The organism is Paenibacillus hebaui (assembly GCF_051934385.1).
In the GTDB taxonomy this organism is placed as follows: domain Bacteria; phylum Bacillota; class Bacilli; order Paenibacillales; family Paenibacillaceae; genus Paenibacillus.
In genome coordinates this window covers 5,936,973-5,963,378 of record NZ_CP196836.1, presented here as the reverse complement: position 1 = coordinate 5,963,378, position 26,406 = coordinate 5,936,973, and the positions used below count along the sequence as shown (strand labels likewise).

General features: G+C 45.6%; 26 protein-coding genes and 1 other annotated feature. Of the genes, 15 read left to right on the top strand and 11 right to left on the bottom strand.

All coding sequences use genetic code 11. The features are described 5' to 3' along the window. Positions 1-201: 201 nt before the first annotated feature. Positions 202-2,667 (top strand): S-layer homology domain-containing protein, encoded by a 2,466-nt coding sequence (locus tag ACR32F_RS27040; protein WP_440112557.1) that lies wholly within the window; start codon positions 202-204, stop codon positions 2,665-2,667. A 47-nt stretch (positions 2,668-2,714) separates the two neighbouring features. On the opposite strand, the gene ACR32F_RS27035 is transcribed toward ACR32F_RS27040, so the two are convergent. Then, complete coding sequence (locus ACR32F_RS27035) at positions 2,715-3,590, bottom strand: helix-turn-helix domain-containing protein (RefSeq protein ID WP_440112555.1); 876 nt, start codon at positions 3,588-3,590, stop codon at positions 2,715-2,717. 108 nt (positions 3,591-3,698) lie between these two features. Here ACR32F_RS27035 and ACR32F_RS27030 point away from each other — a divergent pair, with 108 nt between their 5' ends. After that, entirely contained in the window at positions 3,699-4,856 is a 1,158-nt protein-coding gene (locus ACR32F_RS27030; protein ID WP_440112553.1) for a Gfo/Idh/MocA family protein, read from the top strand. A 176-nt stretch (positions 4,857-5,032) separates the two neighbouring features. On the opposite strand, the gene ACR32F_RS27025 is transcribed toward ACR32F_RS27030, so the two are convergent. Then, the gene (locus ACR32F_RS27025; protein ID WP_440112551.1) at positions 5,033-5,353 is read right to left on the bottom strand and encodes a winged helix-turn-helix transcriptional regulator; all 321 of its coding nucleotides are present in this window, start codon (positions 5,351-5,353) and stop codon (positions 5,033-5,035) included. 415 nt (positions 5,354-5,768) lie between these two features. Here ACR32F_RS27025 and zwf point away from each other — a divergent pair, with 415 nt between their 5' ends. From zwf to yunB, 4 genes are all read left to right on the top strand, one after another. Next, complete coding sequence (zwf, locus tag ACR32F_RS27020; protein ID WP_440112549.1) at positions 5,769-7,223, top strand: glucose-6-phosphate dehydrogenase; 1,455 nt, start codon at positions 5,769-5,771, stop codon at positions 7,221-7,223. Between the two features lie 581 nt (positions 7,224-7,804). Continuing rightward, a complete protein-coding gene (gene gnd, locus ACR32F_RS27015; protein WP_440112547.1) occupies positions 7,805-8,698 on the top strand; it encodes a phosphogluconate dehydrogenase (NAD(+)-dependent, decarboxylating) in 894 nt (297 codons plus the stop codon). Between the two features lie 87 nt (positions 8,699-8,785). Continuing rightward, positions 8,786-9,430 carry a fructose-6-phosphate aldolase gene (gene fsa, locus ACR32F_RS27010; RefSeq protein ID WP_440112545.1) on the top strand — a complete coding sequence of 215 codons (645 nt, stop codon included), beginning with the start codon at positions 8,786-8,788 and terminating at the stop codon, positions 9,428-9,430. Positions 9,431-9,681: 251 nt separating this feature from the next. Beyond that, positions 9,682-10,557 (top strand): sporulation protein YunB, encoded by an 876-nt coding sequence (gene yunB / locus ACR32F_RS27005; protein ID WP_440112543.1) that lies wholly within the window; start codon positions 9,682-9,684, stop codon positions 10,555-10,557. 215 nt (positions 10,558-10,772) lie between these two features. Here yunB and ACR32F_RS27000 read toward each other — a convergent pair whose 3' ends face one another. Next, positions 10,773-11,843: a M23 family metallopeptidase gene (locus ACR32F_RS27000; RefSeq protein ID WP_440112541.1), complete on the bottom strand. Its 1,071-nt coding sequence runs from the start codon at positions 11,841-11,843 to the stop codon at positions 10,773-10,775. 202 nt (positions 11,844-12,045) lie between these two features. Between ACR32F_RS27000 and lipA the strand changes: the two genes are divergently transcribed. Together lipA and ACR32F_RS26990 are read left to right on the top strand one after the other, a co-directional pair. Next, the gene (gene lipA / locus ACR32F_RS26995) at positions 12,046-12,945 is read left to right on the top strand and encodes a lipoyl synthase (RefSeq protein WP_062838003.1); all 900 of its coding nucleotides are present in this window, start codon (positions 12,046-12,048) and stop codon (positions 12,943-12,945) included. After that, positions 12,945-13,343: a YutD family protein gene (locus tag ACR32F_RS26990; RefSeq protein WP_440120032.1), complete on the top strand. Its 399-nt coding sequence runs from the start codon at positions 12,945-12,947 to the stop codon at positions 13,341-13,343. The genes lipA and ACR32F_RS26990 overlap by 1 nt, the downstream gene beginning before the upstream one ends. A 28-nt stretch (positions 13,344-13,371) precedes the next feature. On the opposite strand, the gene ACR32F_RS26985 is transcribed toward ACR32F_RS26990, so the two are convergent. Together ACR32F_RS26985 and ylbJ are read right to left on the bottom strand one after the other, a co-directional pair. Next, positions 13,372-14,175 (bottom strand): NAD kinase, encoded by an 804-nt coding sequence (locus tag ACR32F_RS26985; RefSeq protein WP_440112539.1) that lies wholly within the window; start codon positions 14,173-14,175, stop codon positions 13,372-13,374. Positions 14,176-14,279: 104 nt separating this feature from the next. Then, on the bottom strand, positions 14,280-15,530 hold the full coding sequence (ylbJ, locus tag ACR32F_RS26980; RefSeq protein WP_440112537.1) for a sporulation integral membrane protein YlbJ: 1,251 nt from the start codon (positions 15,528-15,530) through the stop codon (positions 14,280-14,282). A gap of 554 nt (positions 15,531-16,084) precedes the next feature. Here ylbJ and ACR32F_RS26975 point away from each other — a divergent pair. Further along, the gene (locus tag ACR32F_RS26975; RefSeq protein ID WP_440112535.1) at positions 16,085-16,462 is read left to right on the top strand and encodes a globin domain-containing protein; all 378 of its coding nucleotides are present in this window, start codon (positions 16,085-16,087) and stop codon (positions 16,460-16,462) included. A gap of 36 nt (positions 16,463-16,498) precedes the next feature. Beyond that, entirely contained in the window at positions 16,499-17,230 is a 732-nt protein-coding gene (locus ACR32F_RS26970) for a DUF2225 domain-containing protein (protein WP_440112533.1), read from the top strand. Positions 17,231-17,248: 18 nt separating this feature from the next. Here ACR32F_RS26970 and ACR32F_RS26965 read toward each other — a convergent pair whose 3' ends face one another. After that, the gene (locus ACR32F_RS26965) at positions 17,249-17,482 is read right to left on the bottom strand and encodes a hypothetical protein (RefSeq protein ID WP_440112531.1); all 234 of its coding nucleotides are present in this window, start codon (positions 17,480-17,482) and stop codon (positions 17,249-17,251) included. After that, the gene (locus ACR32F_RS26960; protein ID WP_440112529.1) at positions 17,479-17,649 is read right to left on the bottom strand and encodes a YycC family protein; all 171 of its coding nucleotides are present in this window, start codon (positions 17,647-17,649) and stop codon (positions 17,479-17,481) included. Before ACR32F_RS26960 ends, ACR32F_RS26965 begins: the two co-directional genes overlap by 4 nt. 340 nt (positions 17,650-17,989) lie before the next feature. On the opposite strand from ACR32F_RS26960, the gene ACR32F_RS26955 reads away from it, so the two are divergent. Together ACR32F_RS26955 and ACR32F_RS26950 are read left to right on the top strand one after the other, a co-directional pair. Continuing rightward, a complete protein-coding gene (locus tag ACR32F_RS26955; RefSeq protein WP_440112527.1) occupies positions 17,990-19,789 on the top strand; it encodes a M3 family oligoendopeptidase in 1,800 nt (599 codons plus the stop codon). 272 nt (positions 19,790-20,061) lie between these two features. Further along, positions 20,062-20,475 carry an O-methyltransferase gene (locus tag ACR32F_RS26950; RefSeq protein WP_440112525.1) on the top strand — a complete coding sequence of 138 codons (414 nt, stop codon included), beginning with the start codon at positions 20,062-20,064 and terminating at the stop codon, positions 20,473-20,475. Positions 20,476-20,561: 86 nt separating this feature from the next. On the opposite strand, the gene ACR32F_RS26945 is transcribed toward ACR32F_RS26950, so the two are convergent. Then, entirely contained in the window at positions 20,562-20,795 is a 234-nt protein-coding gene (locus tag ACR32F_RS26945; RefSeq protein WP_293198936.1) for an alpha/beta-type small acid-soluble spore protein, read from the bottom strand. A 201-nt stretch (positions 20,796-20,996) separates the two neighbouring features. Beyond that, positions 20,997-21,971, bottom strand: a complete 975-nt coding sequence (locus tag ACR32F_RS26940; RefSeq protein WP_440112523.1) for an aldose 1-epimerase — start codon at positions 21,969-21,971, stop codon at positions 20,997-20,999. Between the two features lie 269 nt (positions 21,972-22,240). Further along, positions 22,241-22,507 (top strand) — a binding site (T-box leader). 66 nt (positions 22,508-22,573) lie between these two features. Between ACR32F_RS26940 and trpS the strand changes: the two genes are divergently transcribed. Continuing rightward, positions 22,574-23,566, top strand: a complete 993-nt coding sequence (gene trpS / locus ACR32F_RS26935) for a tryptophan--tRNA ligase (RefSeq protein WP_440112521.1) — start codon at positions 22,574-22,576, stop codon at positions 23,564-23,566. A gap of 102 nt (positions 23,567-23,668) precedes the next feature. On the opposite strand, the gene ACR32F_RS26930 is transcribed toward trpS, so the two are convergent. Then, on the bottom strand, positions 23,669-23,872 hold the full coding sequence (locus ACR32F_RS26930) for a hypothetical protein (protein WP_440112519.1): 204 nt from the start codon (positions 23,870-23,872) through the stop codon (positions 23,669-23,671). A 119-nt stretch (positions 23,873-23,991) separates the two neighbouring features. Between ACR32F_RS26930 and ACR32F_RS26925 the strand changes: the two genes are divergently transcribed. Continuing rightward, entirely contained in the window at positions 23,992-24,210 is a 219-nt protein-coding gene (locus tag ACR32F_RS26925) for a small, acid-soluble spore protein, alpha/beta type (protein WP_440112517.1), read from the top strand. Positions 24,211-24,325: 115 nt separating this feature from the next. Here ACR32F_RS26925 and ACR32F_RS26920 read toward each other — a convergent pair whose 3' ends face one another. After that, positions 24,326-25,306, bottom strand: coding sequence for a metal-dependent hydrolase (locus ACR32F_RS26920; RefSeq protein WP_440112515.1), 981 nt, complete (start codon positions 25,304-25,306; stop codon positions 24,326-24,328). A gap of 415 nt (positions 25,307-25,721) precedes the next feature. Here ACR32F_RS26920 and ACR32F_RS26915 point away from each other — a divergent pair, with 415 nt between their 5' ends. Continuing rightward, the gene (locus ACR32F_RS26915) at positions 25,722-26,333 is read left to right on the top strand and encodes an SCO family protein (protein ID WP_440120031.1); all 612 of its coding nucleotides are present in this window, start codon (positions 25,722-25,724) and stop codon (positions 26,331-26,333) included. Positions 26,334-26,406: the final 73 nt, after the last annotated feature.

Below are 26,406 nucleotides of genomic sequence, written 5' to 3'. Positions count from 1 at the left end.
TGAGGTTGATGACGAAGACTTAATAAGTACTTTAAATGTTTTTAGTTAAGAAAGACCAATTTATATTGGAGTAAAAAAATAAAGTATACAAATGAATGAAAATATTGTTAGTTTTGAATATCTATGATACCTTTTTAAGAGGTTTATGATACTAAAGTAGTAGGCCTATAGAATCAAAATTAATGGAGGCGAAATTGAGACGTGAAAAAGTGGGGAAGTCTATTTTTATCAGGAGTATTGTTATTTAGCGGTATGGCTACGTCAGTACAGGCTGAAGTAGCAAAAGATGTATGGACTGGGAATGAATCATCATTGAATGCAGCTCAACATTCTTTCAAAGATGTAGAGGGAAACTGGGCTCAGGAAGTAATTGAGAAGTGGGCTGACCGGGGAATCGTCCAAGGAAATGAACGGAATATGTTTGAGCCCAAAGGAGAAGTTACGCGTGCTGAGTGGGTCGCGATGATTAACCGAATTTTCCAGTATGAAGAGGTAGGCAATTCTACTTTTTCAGATGTGACACCATCGCATTGGTATGCTCAAGATGTTGCTAAAGGGTTACAAGCCGGATATGTCCAAGGATATGCAGATCACTCATTTCGGCCGACTGGCTCAGTGACAAGGCAAGAAGCAGCAGCTACGATCTCACGGATACTGCATTTGCAGGGAAGTGGGGAGTCTGATTTTACCGATGATAAGGATATTCAAAGTTGGAGTAGAGAAGCAGTAAGCGGAGTAGCTGACAAGAAGATTATTGTCGGGTATAGCAATGGCAGTTTTGTGCCGAACAAAGCCATTACTAGAGCTGAAGCAGTACAGATTTTGGACCGAGCCTTTAGTACATATGGCAGTTGGTTTAGTCAGGAAGGAACTAATGGTTCCACGGAAAATAGAGAAGAGATATCGGGGAATGTAGTGATTGGGGCCTCGGGTGTAACACTTCAAAACATGGATATTGCTGGCGACTTGATCATTAGTAAAGCTGTTGGCGATGGTGATGTTTTCCTTAAAAACGTAACTGTACACGGAAAAACATATGTGTATGGTGGTGGTGAAAACAGCGTACATCTGGAAGATTCTGTCCTGTTGACGGTTATTGTGAACAAACAGGATGGTACTGTGCGTTTGGTTGCGACCGGAAAAACACAGGTTCAGGAAATCACTGTTCAAACGGCGGCTAACATTGAGTCTGACATGGGGGCAAAGATCGACAAACTGACGTTGTCCGAAGCACTTCCGGAAAAATCGAGAGTATACCTTAAAGGTAATTTCGAAACAGTTAATGTGGTTGCCAAAAGCATTAACATTCAAATTCCATCTGGTACGATTAATCAACTGAACGTTGACGATTCTGCAGCAGGGACTGCGATTGAGATTAATCAGGAAGCCCAAATTATATCGGCTATTCTTAATGCAGCTGTAAGAATGTTAGGAACAGGAACAATAGAACAGGCCACAGTTAATGCTGCAGGCGTGACCATGGAGAAATCACCAAATAAGGTTAACTTGGGAGAGGGAATGCCTGCCGATACAACGTTACAAATTGGTGGGGCAAATAAACCCGTAACTTCAGTTACTCCTCCAGTTATGCCTGCTCCATCAGCTAGTGGAGGATCATCCTCAGGTTCATCAGGAAGCGGTGGCAGTACAACTCCAGTAAATCCGGGTACGGGCAATGGTGGAGGGACTACACCAACTACTCCTTTACCGGGAAATGAATATGGTAGTTACGAGGGTGGTTCATTCTTCTTGCTTGGTGTGGAGTCACCAAAAATTACAGTAACGGAATCAGTCTATCTATACAGTCCTCGAAGTGGTTTTGTATATGTGACTAGTCAAAATATTGATGGAAGTAATCTTATCCTTCTTGAAGAAGCAGTAAATGCTGGGGCAGCTACAAAGCTTCCTATTGTTGCAAACGAGAGAACTGAGATCCAAACCAAAACGCTAGTTACAAAATATGGACAACTGAGAATTTTCGTTCTTGATGCACAAAATAAGAATTCTCAAACTCAATATGTGACAGTGATGGATGGCCCAAATCAACGTTTAGTTCAAAATGGATCAAGTATGAGGGGAAGCTGGAGTGATAGCAAAGAAACGTATTCAATCAGCTTCAATCGTATGATTATGGAGTCAGAACTGGGAAGCCTAAGAGATCACATTCAGGTATCTACAAATTCCCAAACACCTGTATTCGTTTCTCTGGACCCAGAAGATGAGGTTTCAATAAAATACAATGTAATCGAAATAAACCCTAAAAAGCTGAACTTGGGGAAAAGCACTTATTTTAGAGTGTTAGAAGGGGCAGTTTCAACAACAGACAGCGTGTACAAAAATGAAGTATTCACGTCATCTAAATTTGTTTCATTTACTCGACCAGTGTTTGTAGATTATCCAACCAAATCAAGTATTCAAGTCCCAGTAGGAACTGTAATTAAATTCACAGTAAACTATGGTGGGGATACAGCATATTTGGTCTATGAGGATACCTATGGTTCATTAGCAAATTTTGATAAGGAAGTCACTGATGGCCATGGTATGAAATTAGTTATCCCACAGAGTTTTGAAGGAGAAATTTTCGAATTTGATACAAGTGATTTACAACCTGGGCAATTTAAATTAAGCCTTACAAAAGGATATACAATTAATGTGGATTTAAAATAGAATTGTTTTTAGAAGTGAGAGGAGTCCCAATTCCTCTCGCTCTTTTTTTACTTCATCCCCTGCATATTCAGCCGATACTGATGCGGCGTGGTACCTGTTGCTTTTCGAAATACTTTACAAAAGTAAGAGGTACTGGTCATACCGACACGGTGACCGATTTCGGGAACGGAAAGTGAGGAACGAGAGAGCAGCTCACATGCATGACGAATGCGGGTAGCTTGAGTATAAGCAACGATCGTAGTGCCGGTCGCTTTTTTGAATACACGAGACAGATGATAAGGGGATAGATGAAGTGCATTTGCGATATGCTGCAAACGGAAAGGCTCTTGGTAATGCTGTTCAATCCATTGCATGATGGCTTCGGTATGGGGGTGAAGAACACTTGCACTTGACGTGAGTACATCTTGAGGTAGGCGATGCTTTCCATCTTTGCAGAGGTAGCGAAGTTGTGCAAGCAGATCCAGCATAAAGAGACGTGTATCCTCCTCGGCTTCGTGGGGGAGCAAGCCTGCATACGTAACTGCATATTGTTCCATTCGTTGGACGAATGGGGCAGTACCAGCAAGACGGATCGGCTGAATAAGTGAATTTTCCCCGATAAGATTCTGCACAAAACTATGGGTCGCTATAAAATTTCGCCAATGCATTTTTAGCAAATCAAGCTCATACATGAGCACACTTCGAATGAAAGGTTGCTTCCCGGATACTTGCATCTGGATGTGGTGCAATTGAAAAGGTCGAAAAATCAGGAGCATACCAGGCTCAAGGTGGAAAGCCTGACCCTCAGTAATTAACTGTCCATATCCCTCATGGATATATGTTAATTCCATCTGCGAATGAGCATGGAATACCTCACAAAACGCACCGCTGGAAGTACGACGGCAGACCAGATTAAATTGTTCTCCGAGGATGATGGATATCATGAACGCCTCCCTTGTCAAGCGCAAGATAGTTTCATTTTAGCACAAGATGAATGCATAAAAGCGCTATATTATTGTGTATTGTGAAGGGAATAAGGGAGGTATGTAACGATGTTAAAAGTGGCGATTGTGGGAGCAGGGGCAATCAGTGGAGCACATATTACAGCGTATTTGTCATTTCCTGAGAAATTCCAGATTGTAGCTGTGGTCGACATGTATGTGGAAAAAGCTCAGAAGAGAATTAACGAATATGGACTGGAAGGTGCACAAGCTGTTACGGATTACACAGAGTTACTTGGACAAAATATTGATGTGGTCTCCATATGTACGCCACCGTATACGCATGCACCGATAACATGTGATTTTCTGCATGCAGGTACGCATGTGTTGGTCGAAAAACCGATGGCTTCTTCCCTTCAGGAAGCGGATCTGATGCTGAGAGCAGCGCAACAAAGTGGTAAGCTTCTGTCGGTCGTAGCGCAGAATCGGTTTACGACACCGATGATGAAGCTGAAAGGTGTGCTGGATAGTAAACGGACGGGCCCCATTCTACATGTGCAGGTCGATTCGTTCTGGTGGCGGGGTCATAATTATTATGATCTGTGGTGGCGAGGGACATGGGAAAAAGAAGGCGGAGGCTGTACCCTCAATCATGCGGTTCATCATATTGATGCCATGCTCTGGATGATGGGGCCTCCAGTAGAATTGCAAGCGATGATGGCGAATACGGCACATGACAATGCCGAAGTGGAGGATGTATCCATGGCGATGCTTCGCTTCGGGCAAGGGGCACTTGGGTTGATCACCAGTTCCGTGGTACATCACGGAGAGGAGCAGCAGTTGATTTTTCAGGGCAAAGAAGCCAGGGTCTCTGCACCTTGGAGGGTGGTTGCTTCTACAGCACGGAGTAATGGATTTCCGGAATCCAACCAAGAGCTGGAACAACAGATTCAGAAACTTGCTGACGAATTGCCGGATGTTATTCATGTAGGTCACGTTGGGCAAGTTGAGAATGTACTAAACGCCATTGAAACGGGATCACCACTTCTGGTGGACGGGGTGAGTGGTCGGAACACGCTTGAACTGATCGTAGGAATTTATAAGTCGGCGAGCACAGGAGAGAAGGTTACTTTTCCTCTGAAGCCGGAGGATACATTCTATACAAGGGAAGGAATGATGCAAAATGCGGTACACTTCTATGAAAAGAAGACAACGGTGGAGAACTTCGAGGATTTGAGTATTACGCTTGGGAGGAAGTTGGATTCGTAGTGCATAACATTAAAAAGGATGCCGGCCTCACATTATTGTGAGAATTGGCATCTTTTCTCAACTTCAACTACACAATTAATATTAAAATCAATAGACCCGATGCTTCCATCCATTTGACTTCGCGATCGCTTTCCGCATTTTCCATCATGAAACAGGAAGCAGCATTGCGGACTACCTCACAGCCACTTCTCCGCCCAACGTTCCACCGCGCTTAGCGCCCGCCCCAGCTCCGTGCCTTTTCGTGACAACATATATTCTGTGCGAACTGGTCGTTCGGTAACCACATGGCGAACTACAAGCCCTTCTTCCTCCAATTCCTTCATTCGCTCATTTAACACACGTTTGCTCAAGTCGGGGATATAAGCGTGAATCTCACTGAAGCGTTTGGGTTCTTCCATCAAAGTATGAATAATGAGGGCTATCCATTTTCGGCCAATGATCTGATAAGATTGTTCCACTTTTTCGCATACTTGCTTGGCATTCTCATCATCGCTCATGATTGTACTCCTTCGAATTAGTTATGCTTATTATAGACTAGTATACTTATTGTAACCTGCCTGTCTATAAGCTATATGTATAAAATATCACATTCCAATTGTTTTTAGTATTACCACATAAAGCGTTAACATCAACTGGAAACCCTATAAACACTGGGGTTCACAGGTTCGACACGATTGTTGACGAATTGTGACGACAGGTGTAATATGGGTAACGTTAATTCAAATGGTTACAATTTATAACCTTGGTTTAAGGTTGTGGAGAGAAGGAATGTTCCATGGTTGAATTCAGGTGTGTTATATAAACGGAGGCAAGGCGGGCAACACACCCACTTATTCCGTCTTTTGTCATGCTTGGATTTGATCATTTTGCAACATCATATACTATACTGCACAGATCACAGGAGGCACTCCAATGGATGCTATGACATTTGTCCTATTCGGGGCAACAGGCGATTTAGCAAAACGCAAGATTTACCCTGCATTATATAACTTGTACATGGATCAGAAAATGCCGAAATCCTTCTCCGTTATTGGTCTTGGACGACGTGAATTGTCGGATACTGACTTCCAGGCGAATGTTGAAAAGTCACTGCATGAATTCTCACGCCAAACGCCTGAAGAAGCATCTCAGGTTCGTGATTTTATTGGAGCTTTCCGTTATTGTTCTTTAAATAATACGAAGCTTGAAGATTACACTAAATTGCTGGAACTGGTTCAACAGCGTGAACAAGAGCTTAATATTCCCGAAAATCGCATGTTCTACATGTCGGTAGCACCGGAATTCTTTGAGCCAATCGCACTGAATATTCAGGAAAGTGGCCTCGGTAACACCAAGGGCTGGAAAAAGCTGATTATTGAAAAACCATTTGGTCACGACCTGCAATCTGCACGTGAGTTGAATGATAAGCTGAGCAATACCTTTGCGGAAGAAGAAATCTATCGCATTGACCATTTCCTTGGCAAGCCGATGGTTCAAAACATCGAGACGCTAACCTATGCGAATCCGGTTATTCAGGCGTTGTGGTCTAACCGTTATATTGCCAATGTACAGATTACGGCAAGTGAAACGGTGGGTGTTGAAGAACGTGCCGCGTATTACGATCAAAGCGGTGCTCTTCGTGACATGTTCCAAAACCATATGCTTCAGGTGCTGATGATGATTGGTTTGCATTTACCAAAACGCTGCACACCGGAAGAAATTCAATTTAAAAAGCAAAAGATTGCTGAAGCACTTCGTCCACTGACGAAAGAGAATATCGCATCCGAAGTTGTTCGTGCTCAATATGGAGCAGGCGAGCTGCAAGGTGCTTCTGTTGTTGGATATCTGGACGAGCCTGGCATTCCAGCCGGTTCTCAGAATGAGACCTATGTAGCCGCAAGATTGTGGATCGATGATCCGTTCTGGAGCGAGGTTCCATTTTACATCCGTACAGGTAAACGTATGGCTGAGAAATCCACCAGAATCGTGGTTGAATTCAAGGCTCCATTGAAGACGGGGCATGAATCCGAAAATACAACGGAGCCTAACCTGCTGACGATTGAAATTGGTCCGGGAGAAAGCATCTCACTTCAAATAAATGCGAAGAATCCATTGAACCATGGTGAAGTGGAGCCAATGCATATGACCTTCAACTCAAGTGAACGTAACATTCCTGAAGCTTATGAGAATCTGATCTTTGATGCGATGCGTGGAGATTCCACCTTCTTCGCTCACTGGAACGAAGTGGAGCTGGCATGGCAATGGGTGCAACCCATTCAGGAAGCATTCGAAGCGGGTAGCGTGCCACTGGATACGTACAGTGCAGGTACGCAAGGACCAGAGTCAGCAGATCGCCTGACAGCAGAGAATGGCTACCGTTGGTGGTAAGTGAATCGAAAGAGTGAGCATCAGAGAAGACAACAGTACAATTCGTTTTGCTCACAAATGAACATTTTGCATAAATCCAAATCGCGCCTTTCAGTTAGCGAGATAGCGAGATATACAGCGTAACGCTTCTATTGGTTTAGAGCTTGTATCCGGGAGCGAGTTGGATCGAATAATGCAACTTGCTGAGATATACAGTATCCATTGTGAATTATACTGTTCCAATTTTGCGTAAGACCTTCCGGTTATGTTTGCCGGAAGGCCGTGAAAATTTTTGAATATAGATTAGCGGTTCAGTTTTGAAAATGGGTTGGTTTAAACGCTGAGAACGTAGTGTAGGGGACGAAATCGATTCTGAAGAAGCGAAGCTAAAAGCTTTCTGAAAGAAAGCTACTTCGTAAGCATACACTTCGCCTTTATCCCCGGATTTTCTCCTTTATAGGAGATTCAAAAAATCTGGGGATAACAGCGATCAAAAGAACGATTCGTAACCGGAACGGTTACTTCGCCAAACGTTAAGCACTTATTTTTAATTTTGAGCGCACATGAAATTTGAACATTGTTCATAACAGGAGGATTTTGAAATGAAACTTGGACTTATTGGATTGGGTAAAATGGGATTGAACCTGGGTAGAAACCTGATTGATCACAAACACGAAGTGGTTGCTTTTGACCTGAATGCTGAAGCAGTAAAAGAAATGAAAGAATACGGCGCTGAAGGCGTATCTTCTTATGCAGAGATGGTGGCTTCGCTCGAATCCCCGCGTGTACTGTGGATCATGGTCCCTCACAGCGTAGTAGACGCTGTACTGGCTGAAGTGAGTCCATTGCTCTCCAAAGGCGACATCATTATTGAAGCAGGTAATTCCCACTACAAAGAATCCATCCGTCGTTACGAAGAGATGAAACCTAAAGGCATTCACTACATGGATGCAGGTACATCTGGCGGTATGGAAGGCGCACGTAATGGCGCATGTTACATGATCGGTGGAGACCCGGAAGCTTGGGCAATTGTTGAGCCGGCATTCAAAGATACTGCTGTGGAGAACGGCTACCTGTATGCAGGTAAAGCGGGCAGCGGTCACTTCCTCAAAATGGTTCACAATGGTATCGAGTACGGTATGATGGCATCCATCGGTGAAGGTTTTGACGTATTGGAGAAAAGCGGATTTGATTTCGACTTTGAACAAGTGGCGCGCGTATGGAACAACGGTTCCGTTATCCGCTCTTGGTTGATGGAGCTGACAGAACGTGCCTTTTCCAAAGATGCGAACCTCGATGAAATTAAAGGCGTAATGCACTCTTCCGGCGAAGGACGTTGGACGGTGGAAACGGCATTTGACCTTCAAACAGCTACACCGGTTATCGCATTGTCCTTGCTAATGCGTTACCGTTCCCTCGAGACAGACACTTTCACAGGTAAAGTGGTAGCCGCACTGCGTAACGAATTTGGCGGCCACGCTGTAGAGAAAAATTAATTTTATATATAATTGTTAACATATGTGGATTATCGGGTAATGACTAGTATTCGTGTTTAACAATTCATCAAGTGGAGGGAACATATCATGAAATTTTTCTTAGATACAGGTAATGTGGAAGAAATCAAACGGATCGAACGTCTGGGTCTGGTGGATGGAGTCACGACAAATCCGTCTTTGATCGCCAAAGAAGGCCGTGTATTTAAAGAAGTCATTCAGGAGATCTGTAGCGTCGTTAAAGGCCCGGTTAGTGCTGAAGTGATCGGTCTCAAAGCTGAGGATATGTTGAAGGAAGCTTATGAAATTGCAGAATGGGCACCGAATGTAGTCATTAAACTGCCGATGACCGAAGATGGGCTCTACGCCTGTCACGAACTGACCCAAAAAGGCATTAAAACGAATGTAACGCTGATCTTTTCCGCAGCACAAGGATTGATGGCGGCAAAAGCCGGCGCAACCTACATCAGTCCATTCGTGGGCCGTTTGGATGATATTGCGGTGGATGGCATGAAATTGATTCGTGATCTGCGTCTCATTTTGGATATGTATGATCTGCCTTCCGAGATTATCGCAGCAAGCATTCGCAATATCAAACATGTGGAAGATGCAGCTCTTTCGGGTGCGCACATTGCAACCATCCCGGGTTCGCTCTTGCCAACACTGTGGAAACACCCGCTAACGGACAGTGGTATCGAACGTTTCCTGAAAGACTGGGAATCTGTTCCTAAATAAAATAGCAGGCATCGCCCGAACCTCTGGGCAGTCTGAAAATGAAGCCTTTCGCCTTTGCAGATTAATCTGCGGGCGGAAGGTTTTTTCATCTCTGTTTTCGTATTCTCTAATTAGCCAATGGTGACTGCTTGTCTCTTTAAACTTGGTATTACTTTCTGCCCAACGTCTAGGTACTGTCCTTCTTTTTCGGGACAACGGTGCATAAGGATAACATATAGCCTATAGCTCATCCCGTAGGGGAGGGACGCCTGATGATGAAAAGAAGATGGCGAAGCCAAAGACGCCGGAAGCCGCCAAGCGGCAAGCGCAGAATGTGGTTAATCATTGTATTGGTAACTGCATTTTGTTTGATGCAGGGTTTTGCCTATGTGGATAAGAAAATGAAGCCCCCCATTATGCATCTGGCCAAGATCAGAGTGAAGCAGATAGCGACCGAAGCGATCAACAAGGCGATTACAGCTCAGGTCGCGGAAGGCAAAGCCAATGAAGGGCTGATTGACTGGAAGACGGATACCGCCGGGAAAGTGTCCGGCTTCATGTTAAACTACAATGAGCATATGCGAATTACCGCAAGTACGATGAATATCGTGCAATCCACGCTGCAGAATGTGCACATGTTAAAAGAAAAAATACCGCTGGGTCAAGCGCTTGGCAGTCCGGTGCTGGCTTCATTTGGTCCGAGTATACCAGTTCGTATTGAGCCACAGGGCGCTGTCAAAGTGGATCTAAACACCCGTCAGCAGAATGCGGGTATTAACATGATTTTGGTGGAAGTGTATATTCACATCATTGCTGAGGTCGCAGTAGTGGTGCCCTTCGACATGGAGCCCGAGACGGTGGATACGGAAATACCGATTTCCTATCTTCTGGTGGTCGGGGATGTACCGATGTATTATTACGATAATCAGGGCAAACCGGTGGGCAGTAACGGCAGTAACGCCCCTGCTATTGCGCTGCCATCAGGTCAGACGGGGGTATCGAGTGGTAATGGAGTGACTTCCAATCCCCCTAGCCAGAACCAGCAACAGGCTCCGGCAGACAGTTTACATGGAAACGAACTTGAATTGGAGCTGGATCTGCCTGATCTTAATGAGGGGTTGCAGCCTAATAAGGATACACACCCGTGATCTCGCATAACGTCCAGACCCAAAACAAAAACGTCCAAAGAAAAGCGGAAAAGGGACCTCCATAACCAGAGGTCCTTTTTGAATATCGCTCTTACGTAAAGCCGATGACATCCATCCAAACTTACCTAAACCAATCCCATATCGATAAACCCTAGCTGATCACACTCGGTACCGCAAGTTTATCCGAGGTTCCTCGGAACCAAACTTTTTCATCTTCACTTGCTTTTCTTGTTCTTCTGTTTGTGTTCTTCCTGTTCCCAATGCTTTAGAAGCGGGTATGGATCGAACGACCACTCATGCAGACCGCTGTCCCGGTAGATTCCGTAGTGCAGATGCGGAGGGAACTTCCCTTGTGTGCCAGGTTTCCCGTAACCCGAACTGCCAACCCATCCCACGATCTGTCCAGGAGTAACCACTTCACCGATGCCTGCATTTTTGTCAAAGCCCGACAGGTGAGCGTAATAGTGATAATGGTTGTTCAAATCCCGAATCCCGATGCGCCAGCCGCCAAACGGGTTCCAGCCTTTGATTTCCACGACCCCATAACAGGTACTGCGCACAGGCAGACCATGAGGAGCAAAGATGTCGGTTCCTTCATGAATGCGATACCCACCCCAGCTTCGTTTGGTCCCCCAGGTGCTGCGATAGGAGTAGTTGTTTCCAAGAGGGACCGGAAAGGCATGTCCATACAGATCAAGGTTGTCAAAATGCTCATATAACTTCGCGAATTGTTGTATCCGCTGTACAGCACGGGAGTTGTGATAATATTCCCACAATGCAATGTTGAAGTCTTCCTGCCTGCCTCCGTAATTCTGTATAATCGATGCCATGCTGTATAGCACATCCAGATCATTGTTGGCATCTGCTACACCATCCCCTGAACCGTCACGCCCATATCCATTGAAAAAAAGAATGGAGTTCGGGTGTTGATCTGTCTCGTCAGGGTTAAGCCATCCTCTCCATGCCGGAGAGGTCATGAAGATCCCTGTGAGCCGCTCCGGATGCTTCCGATCCTTCGGGTGTGCGCGGGTAATCGTGCGTTCATACTGATCAATTGCGGCGAGTCTGTACCAGGGAATCTGAGTCATCTGACCAATGCTTTCATATAAATGGCGACGTGCTGTGTAAATTTCTGCCGGCTTTAACTCTGCGGCCTGTGGTTTGGAATCAGTCGGGACGGGTTCACCGTAAACATCAGCAGGCAAGAATGGGAGAAGCAGCGTACCTGCAAGTAATGTTTTGATCCAAAAGCGGTACGTAATCCAGAAGGTTGAGCGTTGTATCACAGGGAAACAGCCCCTTTCCATTGAGATGATGCACATGGTGCCCGATAAACCAAGCTACATCCTATCGTTCTTCAAAAGTCCTGATTTTATCCATAACAGGCTTGAATGCACAAGATGTGACAAATGGGGGTTTTTCCAGTGCTTTCATGGTATAATATGTTCCGAGCAACAGCCTAACTTCAGTAGAAAGAAGGTTTATGCATTGGCTAAACGTGTTAAAGAACCGAAGCCGGATTGGATTCGGATCAAATTGACAACCGGCGATAACTATCAGGAAATGAAAACGATGATGCGTTCCAAAACGCTGCATACAGTATGTGAGGAAGCGCGGTGTCCGAATATTTATGAATGCTGGGCCAATCGAACGGCCACTTTTATGATTTTGGGCGACATTTGCACCAGGGCATGCCGTTTTTGCGCGGTGAATACTGGTTTGCCAACGGAGCTTGATTTGCAGGAACCCGAACGTGTGGCAGAAGCAGCAGAGCAGATGAATCTGCAACACTGCGTTATTACAAGTGTAGCTCGTGATGATCTTAAGGACGGGGGCGCTACAATTTTTGCAGAGACGGTAAAGGCCGTACGGCGACGGTTGCCATTGTGCAGCGTTGAAGTACTCATTCCGGACTTTTTGGGCGATCGGGAATCGTTGCAGATTGTAATGGATGCCAAACCGGATATTCTGAATCACAACATTGAGACGGTTGAGCGGTTGTCAGACAAAGTACGTGCCAAGGCGAAATACAAACGTTCGCTGGAATTGCTTGCTCGTGCCAAAGAGATGCAACCAAACATCCCGACGAAATCAAGCATTATGCTTGGTGTAGGTGAGGAATATAATGAAATCTTATTAACCATGGATGATCTTCGTGCGGTGAACTGTGACATTATGACAATTGGTCAATATTTGCAGCCATCGGAGAAACATCTGTATGTTGAAAAGTATTATCCGCCAGAGGAGTTCGCTGCATTGAAGCAGGAAGGGTTGAAACGTGGATTCAGCCACGTCGAATCCGGCCCGATGGTACGCAGCTCCTACCATGCGCATGAACAGGTGAAATCGGCTACCAAACATGCTGAACAGGCGGCAACACACGCGTGATGGAGGATACCGGATTGGAAGAAGAGAAAATTAGAGAACAGATTCAGGAACCGGTTCAGGAGTCAGTTGAGGAAAAGCCCAAAGAACCGGTTATTGTACAAATCGGCGGGAAAAATTATGAAATCGTCCAGAATCATAAAGAGGGCTGGAATCCGGAAGTCTTCCGCGATCGTTACAGTGAGGTACTGGAGCGTTATGATTATATTATCGGGGACTGGGGTTACAGCCAGTTACGGTTAAAAGGTTTTTACCGTGACAACCATCCCAAAGCTACGAAGGATTCCACGATCTCAAGCATGGTGGATTATATCAATGAATATTGTAATTTTGGCTGTGCTTACTTTGTGCTTCAGAAGAGCAAGGATCAACCTCAAGCCAAAGCAAAAAGCGGTTCCTGAGAAGGACCGCTTTTTCGGGTTGTTTATGTTAGTCGAGAAATGCCGTGCGAACCCGGTTCCAAAATGGATAAGGACGGAAACGCGCGAAGCTGACCTTGTGACTGGATACCTGACAACGCACGGATATGAGGTCTTCCACCATAACGTTCACATGATCAATCGTCAGCAATAATCGCTGATCCTTGCGGGAGAAAATATCACAATGGTGGTGCTTGGGCAAAATAACCGGTGAACCGAGTGTCCGATAGACCCGGTTATTAATGGAAGCAATCTCCGCAATCTGAATCGCCTCGATGGTTGGATGTACCATGGCGCCGCCAAGGGCCTTGTTGTATGCCGTGCTGCCTGAAGGCGTAGATACACAGATCCCATCCCCACGGAACATTTCAAATGTCACGTCATTAATATCGACCTGAGCTACAACGGTACCGTCCACGCCTTTTAACGTAAATTCATTCAGTGCAATATACGAAGTGTTGCCCGACTTTTTGCGAATCTCAAGCTCCAGAAGTGGATATTGCACGATACGCGGTTTGAGACGCTCCGGATCTCCCTTGCCGCTCATCAGTCTAACTAATTCCCGTAATTCTTCCTTCTTCCAATCGGCGTAAAAGCCGAGATGGCCTGTATGAACCCCAACAAAAGCAATATCCGGTATGCGGTCGATGAAATTGTGAAATGCCTGTAGCATCGTGCCATCGCCTCCGATGGAGATGACAATTTCCGGCGACTCTGCATCCAGCTTGAACCCTTCTTCCTTTGCCAGCGCATGAAACTGCTGACTGAGATCAATCGATAACTGGTCTCCGCGGTCTTGAACATAGTATCTCAAGATGAAAGCTCCTTTGTGGTCATTATACTACCGATGATAATCAATTCCGCGGAAGAACACAACGCCCGATTCATATTCGGTTCAATATAGATGGAGGTAGGGACTCATTTTTGGGCATGTCTGGGCAAGAGAATAGAACTTAAACTTGCCAATATTAGCAATAATACGATGAGGCTTGCAAAAACAACGATTCCCGTTAAGAAAATCAGTCCCCAGTCCGGTGTATATGTCGATAACGATGGGATGAAACCGGGCTCCGCGAGTACGGGGGAAGAGAAACGGCCCATCATAGGTGTCCACAATAGCAGGACGAGCACAGGTGCAATTAGCGCATGAATCGCTCTGGAAAACAGGAAAGGCGCGTATCGCATTGTTGTATTGCTTAGCACACTCATAATCTGTGCATGGACGGATAATCCGCCCCAGGAGAGAACAAAAGCAGCAGCGGCAACTTTATATACCAGTGGAATGGATATGCCAGCAGCACCCGCTTCCTTGGCTCCCAACGTTACTTCGAATAATCCGCCGACCATGCTGCGAGATAAGGCTGGAGGTAACCCGCAATGCAGAAGCAGTTGCTCTGTCATCACATATAATCCGCGAAGCCATCCGGTCTGCACAAGTAACTCCATTATGACCGAGAAGAATACAACCAGCCCTCCTACGATAATAATAAGGCGAAGGGATGAGGAAACTGCCTGACGCAACAGTTCGCCAAATGCCCGCCCATCCGCCTGTCTGGCTTCATGCATCGCATAAATGGCGCGAACCAGTCTGTTTCTATGTACCTCTTCAGGTGGAGATGGAGATGAGAGGGCTGGCTGTGAGCCTTTCGCTGAACCCCCGTGAAAACGCATGAGTACACCCACCAGGAAGGCAGCGGCGTAATGGGATGCAACCAATACCGGAGCGATCGCGACATTGTGAAAAAAACCGACCGATACCGCCCCAATCATGAAGATGGGATCGGATGATGTGGTGAAGGCAACGAGGCGCTCACCTTCTTCTCGGGTAACCAGCTTCTGTTCCCATAACTGGGCGGTGAGCTTGGCCCCCGTGGGATAACCGGAAGCGCAGCTCACGGCAAATACAAAGCCGCCACTTCCAGGAACACGAAATAGTGGACGCATGAGTGGATTTAACAAGGTACCGAGAAAATGAACAATGCCGAAACCGAGCAGAAGCTCAGACAGCACCAGAAAGGGAAAAAGGGAGGGGAACAGTACATCCCACCAGATGGACAGTCCGCGTACACCTGCATGCCAGGTTTCCGCCGGAAACAGGACCATCAACACACAAAGGGTCAGGAGAGCGAGTGGGATCAGGACATAGATGAATCGTTGTCGAGCTGCCATGAATTCTTCTCCTTTATTTTGGGATGGTCGGTGTGCAGCAGATGGTTCAGTCTTTTGCCATCAATATATGAGGCCAAGCGGACAAACAGTACAAATTTATATAGGAAAGCGCTTGCAAAAGTGGCTGTATTTTTGAAAAATGTATGCTAAAATGAGAAAAACGCCTGAACGTCACCTAATCATCTAGGGTGGAATTAAATTGGATGGAGTGATGATTATGAGTCTTGTCACCGGAATCCTGGTTTGTGCTTTTGTATATGTTATACGTGCCTCGCTTGTTCGCTCTGAAGAAGAGGACTGGCGAAGTTATTAATGAAATATCTGGTGCGCCAAACCTTACGTTTGGCGCTTTTTTTGTGCCTTCAGCACGAGACAGACCTGTATACATTATAGCTGCGGGACCTATAACCGTTACATGTTATATAGGACTTTTGGTTTTTTTTTGATAGAATGAAGATAAAGGCGTTCTCGCCTGATTCTTGAATCACCTTTCATAATTAAGCATGGACGTGTTATATATGTCAAAATTCGACACCAGAAAGGGGGATTAGCTAATGAATCCTAGTTTGAGTATCTATGACAATCTTGGAGGTGAGGAAGGCGTTCGCGCATTGGTCGAAGCTTTCTATCCCATTGTCCAGCAAAATGAACTGCTGGCTCCTCTTTTTCCGGAAGATATTCAGCCGGTAATGGATAAGCAATATATGTTTTTGTCTCAATTTTTTGGTGGACCTGCTTTGTTTTCCGAGGCTTTTGGTCATCCAATGATGCGGGCCCGCCATATGCATTTTGAAGTTACGGTTGATCGTGCAGAAGCATGGCTCGCGTGTATGAGTCAGGCGTTGACACAGATTGGTGTGGAAGAGTCGTTGCATTCTTTTGTCTTGCAACGATTGTCAGGACCAGCACATCACTTTGTGAATACACCATAGTTCCGATTACAGGCTTATGGGAGAGGGATGGAACGAGTGGAATTAGAACCTCTGTATAAGGTAAAGGTGACGTGTCATTATTGCGAGACCGAGTTTGACACCTCACGAGTAAGACCTAGCTTGAAGCGACCCTATCGGACGGATTCCGATTTTTGCGCTTATTACAAGCTGGAGAACCCGGATTTTTATGTAGTACGAATCTGCCCGGGATGCGGGTTTGCCTCTACAGAGAATGCAACGGAGAATTTGAATGACGTTCAGCGCAAAGCTTTCAAGGAACAGATCGGCAATCGTTGGGTGAAACGGGATTATAGCGGAACTCGGACACTGGAACAAGCGCTGGCGACATACAAGCTTGGGTTGCTGTGCGCACAGGTTATTCAGGAGAAAGACCGTGTCGTTGCAGGACTGCTGCATCATATTGCCTGGTTGTATCGTTATAAGGAAGATCATGCACAAGAACACCGTTTCCTCGAATTCAGTCTTGAAGCTTATGTGAAGGTATTCGAACGGGAAGGGACTGGCGGTAATGAAGCCAAACTGTTATATCTGCTGGGGGAACTGAACCGCAGGGTTGGCAAATTCCACGAGGCTGTGAAATGGTTTGGCAAGGTCATTCATGACAAGCGAATCACGGATGCTGCGATGATCCGAGCCTCAAGGGAGCAGTGGGCATTGCTGCGTGAACAGATGATTTCGGGCAAGATAGAATTGCCGGCGGAGATGATGGAAGCAGACAAAGAGGCCACGAAACGCAGCCTCATCTGATAAGTGCAGTAATTCAATTTATTTGCGGACAGGACGACTGGCTAGCAGATAATCGCTATCATTGTCGACCAGAGTTATGCTGGCATTACAGCAAGGAAACACCAGTAATTTTTTTTTGCCTTCGCGGATAAGCACAAGCTCTTTGGGTTTGAGGGGCAGCAGCACATTGCTTGCATGGCAGTACGGACATTGCTGTACATAGATGTCCCCCATCACAATATCGTAAGGCCAGCTGTTCTCAAAAGGAATCATTCCTGTTCGCCTTCTGTAGCCGATGGCTTGGAAGCTTCTTCTTTAGCCAATTCGGCAATTTTCTGCATCAGAATATGCTGGGGCATGTGCATCAGATGTTCGAGGGGAACACCCAGAGATTTTGCTAATTTGACGGCTGTGTCAGCCGATACTTGTAAAGGTTTCATACGATGACCTCCTGAAAGTTGCTATAAGTGCGAGTTCAAAAAGTCTGGTTTTCATTACCGAGAAGATGGAATGAAGCTAGAAATGGAGTAGCGGAGCGTAGGAAAACTACGTGAGCAACTACAATGTTTCCGAAGGAAAAATACTTCGTAAGCATCCGCTTATTTCGGCTGAATTTCATATTCGATGCTGATGATGCCGCTAGGCATGATTCGTAATCAAAAGTGGACTTTTTGAACAACCTCTATAACTATTTCTCTAGTATAGAGATACGGCAGGCATAAAACCAGTTTTTAATTCAATAATGTATTTCCAAATCTATAGAGAGAGGTGCTTTAAGAAATGAAAACACCATTACAACCTGTATGGGATCTGGAATCCATCTTTAGTGGAGGTTCTTCCTCCGAATCGTTCGCCGCATATTTGATTGAGCTGGAGCAGGATGTACGCAAATTGCAAAATTTGTTGAAAGAAACACCTGCACCCAAATCATTGGAAGAGACAGCTGCCTTCATCCCCATTTTGGAATTGCTGCAAAGCTGTTATATCCGTATTTCCGAAGGATCTGCATTTGTATCCTGCCTTTCTGCGCAGAATCAAAATGATAAAAAGGCAGTTCAGCTTCAGGGAACTATGATTTCTCTTGGCGCGATGTTGAACAGTACCAAGTCCCAATTCGATAATACGCTCAGCCAGACGACAGATTCCGTGTGGGAAGCTTGGATTGCGCGGGAGGATATTCAGCCGCTTGTTTTTGCATTGAATGAGAGCCGCACACAAGCCCGTGAGAAACTGTCACCTGAGCTTGAAGGTCTTGCGCTTGATCTGGGCGTGGATGGTTATCATGGCTGGGGCAAATTCTATAACACCATCGTTAGCAAGGTCAACATTCCATTTGAACAAAATGGTGAAACGGTGATGCTGTCCGCAGGACAGGCGGCCAACAAATTAAGCGATAGCGACCGGAATATACGTGAGACGGTATTCGCTAACTGGGAACAGGCCTGGACCGATGTCGAAGACTTCTGTGCAGATACATTGAACCATCTCGCCGGCTTCCGCCTCAAGTTGTATGAGAAGCGTGGCTGGGATGACATTCTGAAAGAGCCATTGGCTATAAACCGGATGTCGCGTCAAACGCTCGATACGATGTGGAACGTCATTAACGGCGCCAAACCAGCATTGGTTCAATACCTGGAACGCAAAGCGAAACTGCTGGGTGTGGAGAAACTCAGCTGGAGTGACGTTGATGCACCTGTAGGCAAGTCGGGTGGGAAAGTGACTTATGATGAGGCAGCAACCAATATTGTTGAGCAGTTTGCCAAGTTCAGTCCCAAACTTTCCAAGTTTGCAGAGATGGCTTTCGAGAAAAGCTGGATTGAAGCAGAAGACCGTCCGGGTAAGCGTCCAGGGGGATTCTGTACTTCATTGCCACTCAGCAAAGCAACACGTATTTTCATGACGTTCTCCGGGACGCCGTCGAATGTGTCGACGCTTGCGCATGAGCTTGGTCATGGGTACCATCAGCACATCATGGAAGAGCTGCCGGCCTTGAATCAACGTTACGCCATGAATGTGGCGGAGACAGCTTCCACCTTTGCTGAACTGATTGTAGCAGATGCACTGGTTCAGGCAGCGACAGATGAACAGGAGAAGCTGGCCTTACTTGAAGATAAAATTCAACGAAGCGTTGCGTTTTTCATGAATATTCACGCTCGCTTCCTGTTCGAGAATCGCTTCTATGAACAACGCAAAAAAGGTTTGGTTAGTGCAGATGAGTTGTCCAAATTAATGGTGGAAGCACAGCAGGAAGCATTCTGTGGTGTCCTTGCTTCTGACCATCCGCATTTCTGGGCCTCCAAACTTCATTTCTATCTCACAGGTGTACCGTTCTACAACTTCCCATACACGTTCGGGTATATGTTCAGTGCAGGCATCTATGCCAGAGCGCAACAGGAAGGTACGGCATTTGCGGACAAATACGATGATTTGCTGCGGGATACAGGCCGAATGACAGTGGAAGAGCTTGCCCGGAAACATCTGGGTACCGACTTGACCCAACCTGATTTCTGGCAAAATGCAGCGAACCTGGTGATTGCCGATATAGAGCAATTTCTGGAGATGACCGAGCTGGCAAAATAGTATTCCTATATATGAAATGAGGCTGCAATCCCTGTGTAAATACACATCGGACTGCAGCCTTTTTTGGTCCATTTTAATTTTCAGGAATATGAATAAATTGTCGCAATTAAGAGAAAAAACTCGGTTGAAGAACGCAAAATGGCAACTAATTGTGCAAATTGTAGTTATAATTACCCAAGTTTGTTTTTCTTTGTTGAATGAGCACATTTGTTGTCATATAATGAGTCGTAAGTCCTTGTTTTGTGGGATGAAGTGCATAAAGGAGGAGCGTTATGGTAAAAATTGACCAGCTTTCATTAGCACGGCAGTTGGATCTGGTGTTCAAAGAGCTTGATCATGAGTTATCGGGATTAGATTCAGGTGTTGTTTTTGTGCAAATACGAAACAATGTAATTGGTAAGTTCGGAATTCGACATAATCCGATAACTGGACGTGATGGACAAATGGAAGTGGAGGATGGTGGATTAAATGAAACTCAGCGATCTTCTTTCCGGGCCATGGCACTGGAGACTTTGAAATTTAAGCGGAATTGGACTCATGGGGAAATTTCGTATGACTTTACAGTAAGGCAAGGTATGATTTTGGTTGATGCTACGATGGAGTCCAACTACAATATGGCGAATCTGATGATTCGTTACCCTAGAACCAATACATACAAGGATTCAGGCATGGAGTCGACTTCATAATAGGGAATTTTAGAGCAAAGGAAAAGCGGCACTTCCGAGGAAGGCCGCTTTTTGTACTTGCGTATACAGAGCATAAATTTACGAGCTTACGAACGACCCGATAATTGCTGCTCAGCGATTTGTACCAGACGTTTAGTGATGTACCCACCCAGAGAACCTGTCTCACGGGAAGTGTAGTTACCGTAGTAACCGTCTTGGGGAATTGTTACACCCAATTCTTGTGCAGCTTCCATTTTCAATTGTTGCAATGCTGCATTAGCTTGGGGAACAACCAGATTGTTGGAGCGGCTTCCGCCACCTTGGTTTTGACCTCCGTACATGTGTGTCACCTCCTTATAACTTGGTGATGTTAGTATGGTTTGAGAATGAGGAAATATGCATGATATGGTGTAAGGGAAAATTTGGACATAAGAGATGAGATATTGCATAGAAAAAGCCGACCCAGTATGGATCGGCTACGTAGAATAGAAGTTGAATATAGGGATTATATCCCATAGAAGTACTCTGAAAGTACAAGATTACTACTCGGTAGGCGGAACAATCTCAATGCGTGTAAAAAGCTCAACTGGCTGTGCGGGTTCCAGACGAATCAGTCCTGTTTGCTCGTCGGATAATTCCAAGTTAGGTGCATCTGGGAGCCAAGTATAAGGTTCGATGCAGAGAAACTGATCGGATTCACCTTTGGTATAGAGGACCCAATGTTTGAAATATGCTTCATCTGCTGAATATTTCAAGGTATATCCATCCTGCCGACGCAGATGAGCTATGGCTGGCAGTCCTTCGGTGGCTTTCAGAAGGGTATCCCAGTTTTGTCCTTCCATGTTCATGCCTTTGTTCAAGGCAGACCATTCACCAAGGGATTCAAGTTTACCTGTGGGCAATTGTTCTTCATTCTGACCGTAAATTCCTGAAACAGGAAGTTGTAGTGTCCATTCGGCGGGTTTGTCGTCAAGCAGAAACCATGTATGATATCCCATTCCAAAAGGGGCAGGAGTAGAGCTCAGATTAGTCACACGCAGACGCTGACTCAATACAGCATTTTGTAGTCTGAACGTCATCTCAAGCTTCAGAGGAATTGGGAATTGAGCCATCCAGTGCTCTTCATTCTCCGTCCATAATTCCGTTGTAATTGCACAGCCATCCTCATCTTCTTCGATGTCACTGACAACCCAGGACTGACTGCGGTGGAGACCGTGAATATGGTTGTCATTTGCCGTATTCTGATCGAACTGGTAGTGGACACCCTCATATTCGAATTGCCCGCGATGAATGCGCCCTGGCGGAACCAGAAGTGGAACGCCGAAATGATACGGCTTCTGCAGATAAAAGGCAAGTTCGTCTTCTTGCGGACTGCGAACAACATCACGGCCCTGTATCAGATCGCGAATCGAAATGATATTGTTTCCAAGACGCGGCAGCAGGGTAATCTCCAATTCACGGCTATGTAGGATATACGTGTCGTAACCATTCCATTGGCCTTTGGTCACTTGTTTCATATCGATGCTCCTTTTCCCACTTGAAATCTGTCTGCAATCGACCCGTTGTGTTCAGCCGTTGCAGGCGTGTCATTGTGTACATACCAGCTATCCTATTCTGTATTCGATTGGATACTTGTGATCTGGATAAGCAATTCCATCATAACAGATTTCGGTGGAGTGGGTAAAAAAAGCTCCCTATTTTGACATTCTGCTCCACGCGCATTAAGATGGAATTCTGAAAGCCATGTTTTTATAGTTTAACCCAATGAACATCAAATGAATTAAAAATCAAAGCGATGACAGGGACAAGTAAGCGAAGAGAACTCTCTCCAGAAAGCCGGTGGGTGATGTGAACCGGTGTGAACTCTTTACCGAATGGGCCTTTGAGTGCTGGTTTGAACAGGTGAAGTCCACTCATGGGCTATCCTTACTAGAGTCAGACGTCTACTCCACGTTACGGAGAAATGAAGGCATTTCTTCTACTTGAACTGATTATAGCTCAAGATGCTGAAGTCATGCGAATAAGGGTGGCACCACGGTCTCACGTCCCTTGCGGATGTGGGGCCTTTTTGCGTCCGCGGAGAATTAGAAATATAAGAAACAGGGAGGCGTTACGCGAAATGAAAACAGTACTTTCCGGCATTCAGCCAAGCGGTAAGCTCACATTGGGGAATTATATTGGTGCAATCAAAAATTTTGTGAAACTGCAGCATGACTATCAATGTCACTTCATGGTCGTGGACCTTCATGCGGTAACGGTGGCTCAGGAGCCCGCAGCATTACGAGAACAGTCAGAGGCGGTAGCTGCACTGTTTATCGCGTCTGGAATCGATCCATCCAAATCCAATGTATTTCTGCAATCCCATGTACCTCAGCACGCGGAATTAGGCTGGTTGATGACCACCCTGACATCGATGGGTGAGCTTGAACGCATGACTCAGTTCAAAGACAAATCATCCGGTAAAGATTCGGTTGGCGCCGGACTGTTTGTATATCCTTCATTAATGGCTGCAGATATACTGCTGTATAATGCTGACCTTGTGCCCGTGGGTGAGGATCAAAAGCAGCATTTGGAACTCACACGTGATCTGGCAGGTCGCTTTAATCACCGTTACGGTGAATACTTCACGATCCCAGACCCTTATATTCCACAGGTGGGTGCGCGTGTAATGTCGCTGGACGATGCTTCTTCGAAAATGAGCAAAAGTAACCCCAATCCAGGCAGCTACATCGCCTTATTGGATACACCAGATGTGATCCGCAAAAAGATCAGCCGTGCCACAACCGATTCTGGTCGTGAAGTTGTATATGATCCGGCAAACAAACCGGAGGTTAGCAACCTGATGAGTATCTATGCTGAATGTGCAGGTTTGACATTGAGTGAAGTTGCGGAGCGTTATGAAGGTAAAATGTATGGTCCGTTCAAAAAAGAATTGGCAGAAGTGGTTGTGTCCGTTATTGAACCTGTACAGCAACGGTATCATGAGATTCGTGAGTCTGGGGAATTGGCGGATATTCTGGATACATCGGCTCGTCGTGCAGAAGCGGTTGCTTCGCAAACGCTTAATGATGTGAAAGAGCGCATGGGTTTTGTTCCAAGACGTACGCTCTAGCAGCATAGTGCGCAGGCATGCCAGTAGCTGAATCGTTAACATGATGAAAGAGGAGCCCTCGGGCTCCTCTTTGGTTTGGTGTTTCATATTTAGAATAACAGATCAAGAAGCTGATTCTGGTGATGATGCGGAGGCAGCTTCCTGGCGTTCTTTCTTGGCACGAATGACAAATCCCCAACCGATGTTGGCTACGGACAGAACAAATAACAGCGCAGCAAACCAGCCAGAGTACGAGATCATAATCGCTGAAACCGTTAACAAAATAATGGAAGAGAATGCAAACCATAAGGATAAACCCTTGCTCATTGGGAAAAACCTCCAACTCAAAATTTAATGAAATTCCGTATAACCTGGAGCGTGCGAGCCATAATAATCTTGCAAGCTTGCAATACATTACAGACACAGATTGAAAGGAGATTTAAAATATGGCTCAAGGATCTCGTTCTAACAACTTGGTGGTACCTCAAGCAAATGCAGCACTGCAACAATTGAAAATGGAAGCTGCACAGGAACTGGGTGTAACTATCCCACAAGACGGTTACTACGGTAACTACACTTCCCGTGAGACAGGTTCTCTGGGTGGCTACATCACCAAACGTCTGGTGCAAATCGCTGAGCAGTCTCTGGCTGGGTCTGGCAAATAATTTATCATAACCAAGAAAGACAGTAACAAAACAGAAAGCCCGGAGCAGAAACGCTCCGGGCTTTTTTGCGCGTTTAGCTCCTATGTTTGATTGTGCGCTTCCATGCATGTTTTCGTCAAGAGCGTGCAGATAAAAGTTTTTTATCCATTTTCTCATCGCTTAACCAGCCAACATACGTATCAATGGTTTCAAAATTGCGGTCCATGATCACCACAGCGACAAATGGGTACTGTTTGCGGTGTCGATAACGAACATCTGCCCAACGTACCTTATAGCCTGCGGGCAATTCCTCAACCTCTGCGACGGCATAGGAAGTGAAGTATAAAAATGCATTCACTTCAGGTGATTTGCGTGAAGCAGAAACTGCAGCGTGAGTTGATGAGGAGGCGTGGAGATTCCATGTCAGGTCGGAACCGTCCATTTTACCAATCTCATAACTGCCATCCTCATACTTTTTCACCACATGCCAGCGATTCCAGGATATCGTCGGGATGACAATATAACGGGAGGAAGCATTGCTGTGGTCGAGTCGTTTTACTTTGCTAACAGCCTGAGCGCGAGCGATCGTCCGCCATACGTAATACAAGCCAATCACACTATAAAGCGTAACAAAGAGTGGAGCAGGGGCGATCAGATCGAAAGCCCATAGCAAAATAGCCAGCACATGTGTGGTAAATAGAAACGGATCGAAAATATGAATGATATTCCAGGCAATCCAGCGTTCTGTAAAGGGCCTTGCTGCTTGAGTTCCATAGGTATTGAACAGATCGGTAAAAACGTGAACGCCTACGGCGACAGCAGTCCATGCCGCTACGTGTCCAATGGCGACACCGGGGAAGATCAGTGCAATAACGCCAGTGATGAGCACAACCCATAACAGGAGAAACGGCAAGGAGTGAGACATACCCCGATGATTTCGGATGTAAAGCGAATTACTTTTGAGACGTAACGCAGTATCAATGTCAGGGGCCTGGGAGCCGACAATCGTGCCAACCATGACCGCAGCTGCCAGCATAGGACTCGTTGCGACAACAGGATCGACATAAGCCAGACCAGCCAGACCAATCCCCATGACAAAATGTGTAGAAGTATCCATAAACGTCTCCTTTGTGTGGTATATCATTTTATTGCGATTGGCTTCTCTATCTAGGTGATACCCATATATAGTGTATATTATCCGCATACCAGGAAGCAAAACATCCTACATTCCAAAGATATTGCAATAACTTGTGCATTTACCGGAAATTGTACGAGCATTGTCAAACTATTTCCGCTGCTCCTATGATAAACTTTATATCGGAGGCAAAAAAGAGAAACCTGCTTCTTCTTTTGTATTCAATACCTACCGGTAGTGGATTCTTCGTATACATATACAAGAGTTAGGACGTAATGAGTAGTATCAAGACAGGCAGGATACAGCAACATGATGCAGAACGCAGATCAATGAGAGTATTATGAAATGATCTTATGTATGCGTATTCACATGAACTGATATGGAAGGGACGAGAATGATGCTGAAAAAGTATAAATGGACATGGATGCTACTGGGACTCGCATTGATTATGGCTGTGTATCTGATGTGGGGTACCGTATTTGCCAGCAAGGCAAAATTACCCGAGATCCGGGAGATTCAATCCTTTTCCATGGAAAATGTAGATGGAAGTACAGTCACGCTTGATGATACCAAAGGAAAAGTTCGGTTGTTCTACTTTTATTTCACCAGTTGTCCAGATGTCTGCCCAATAACGACATTCACGTTATCCCAGGTGCAGGATCTGTTGAAAGAGGACGACACCTTTGGCAAGGATGTCTCGTTTGTGTCCATTTCGTTTGATCCGAAAGTAGATACAAAGGAGAAAATTAAGGAGTTCGCAGATCGATTCCACGCCGATTATTCCGGTTGGTATTTCCTGCGGGGGGATATGGATAAAACGAAGCAGCTCGCCAGGGAGTCATTCCAGATCCTAATCGAAGGGGAGAGCAAAGACGATTTTGCTCATATGAACTTGATCGGTCTGGTAGATCAGAACAACCAGCTGCGCAAAGTATATAGTGCGTCTAATACCGATGCTGCCGATCCTACTGTCATTGCCGAGGACATCCGTAACCTGATTAAAGAATAGATGTTTTTCCATCATCATCACGCAAAATAAAAGGCTACTTTCTGGTTGGTTGCATAACCTGGAAAGTAGCCTT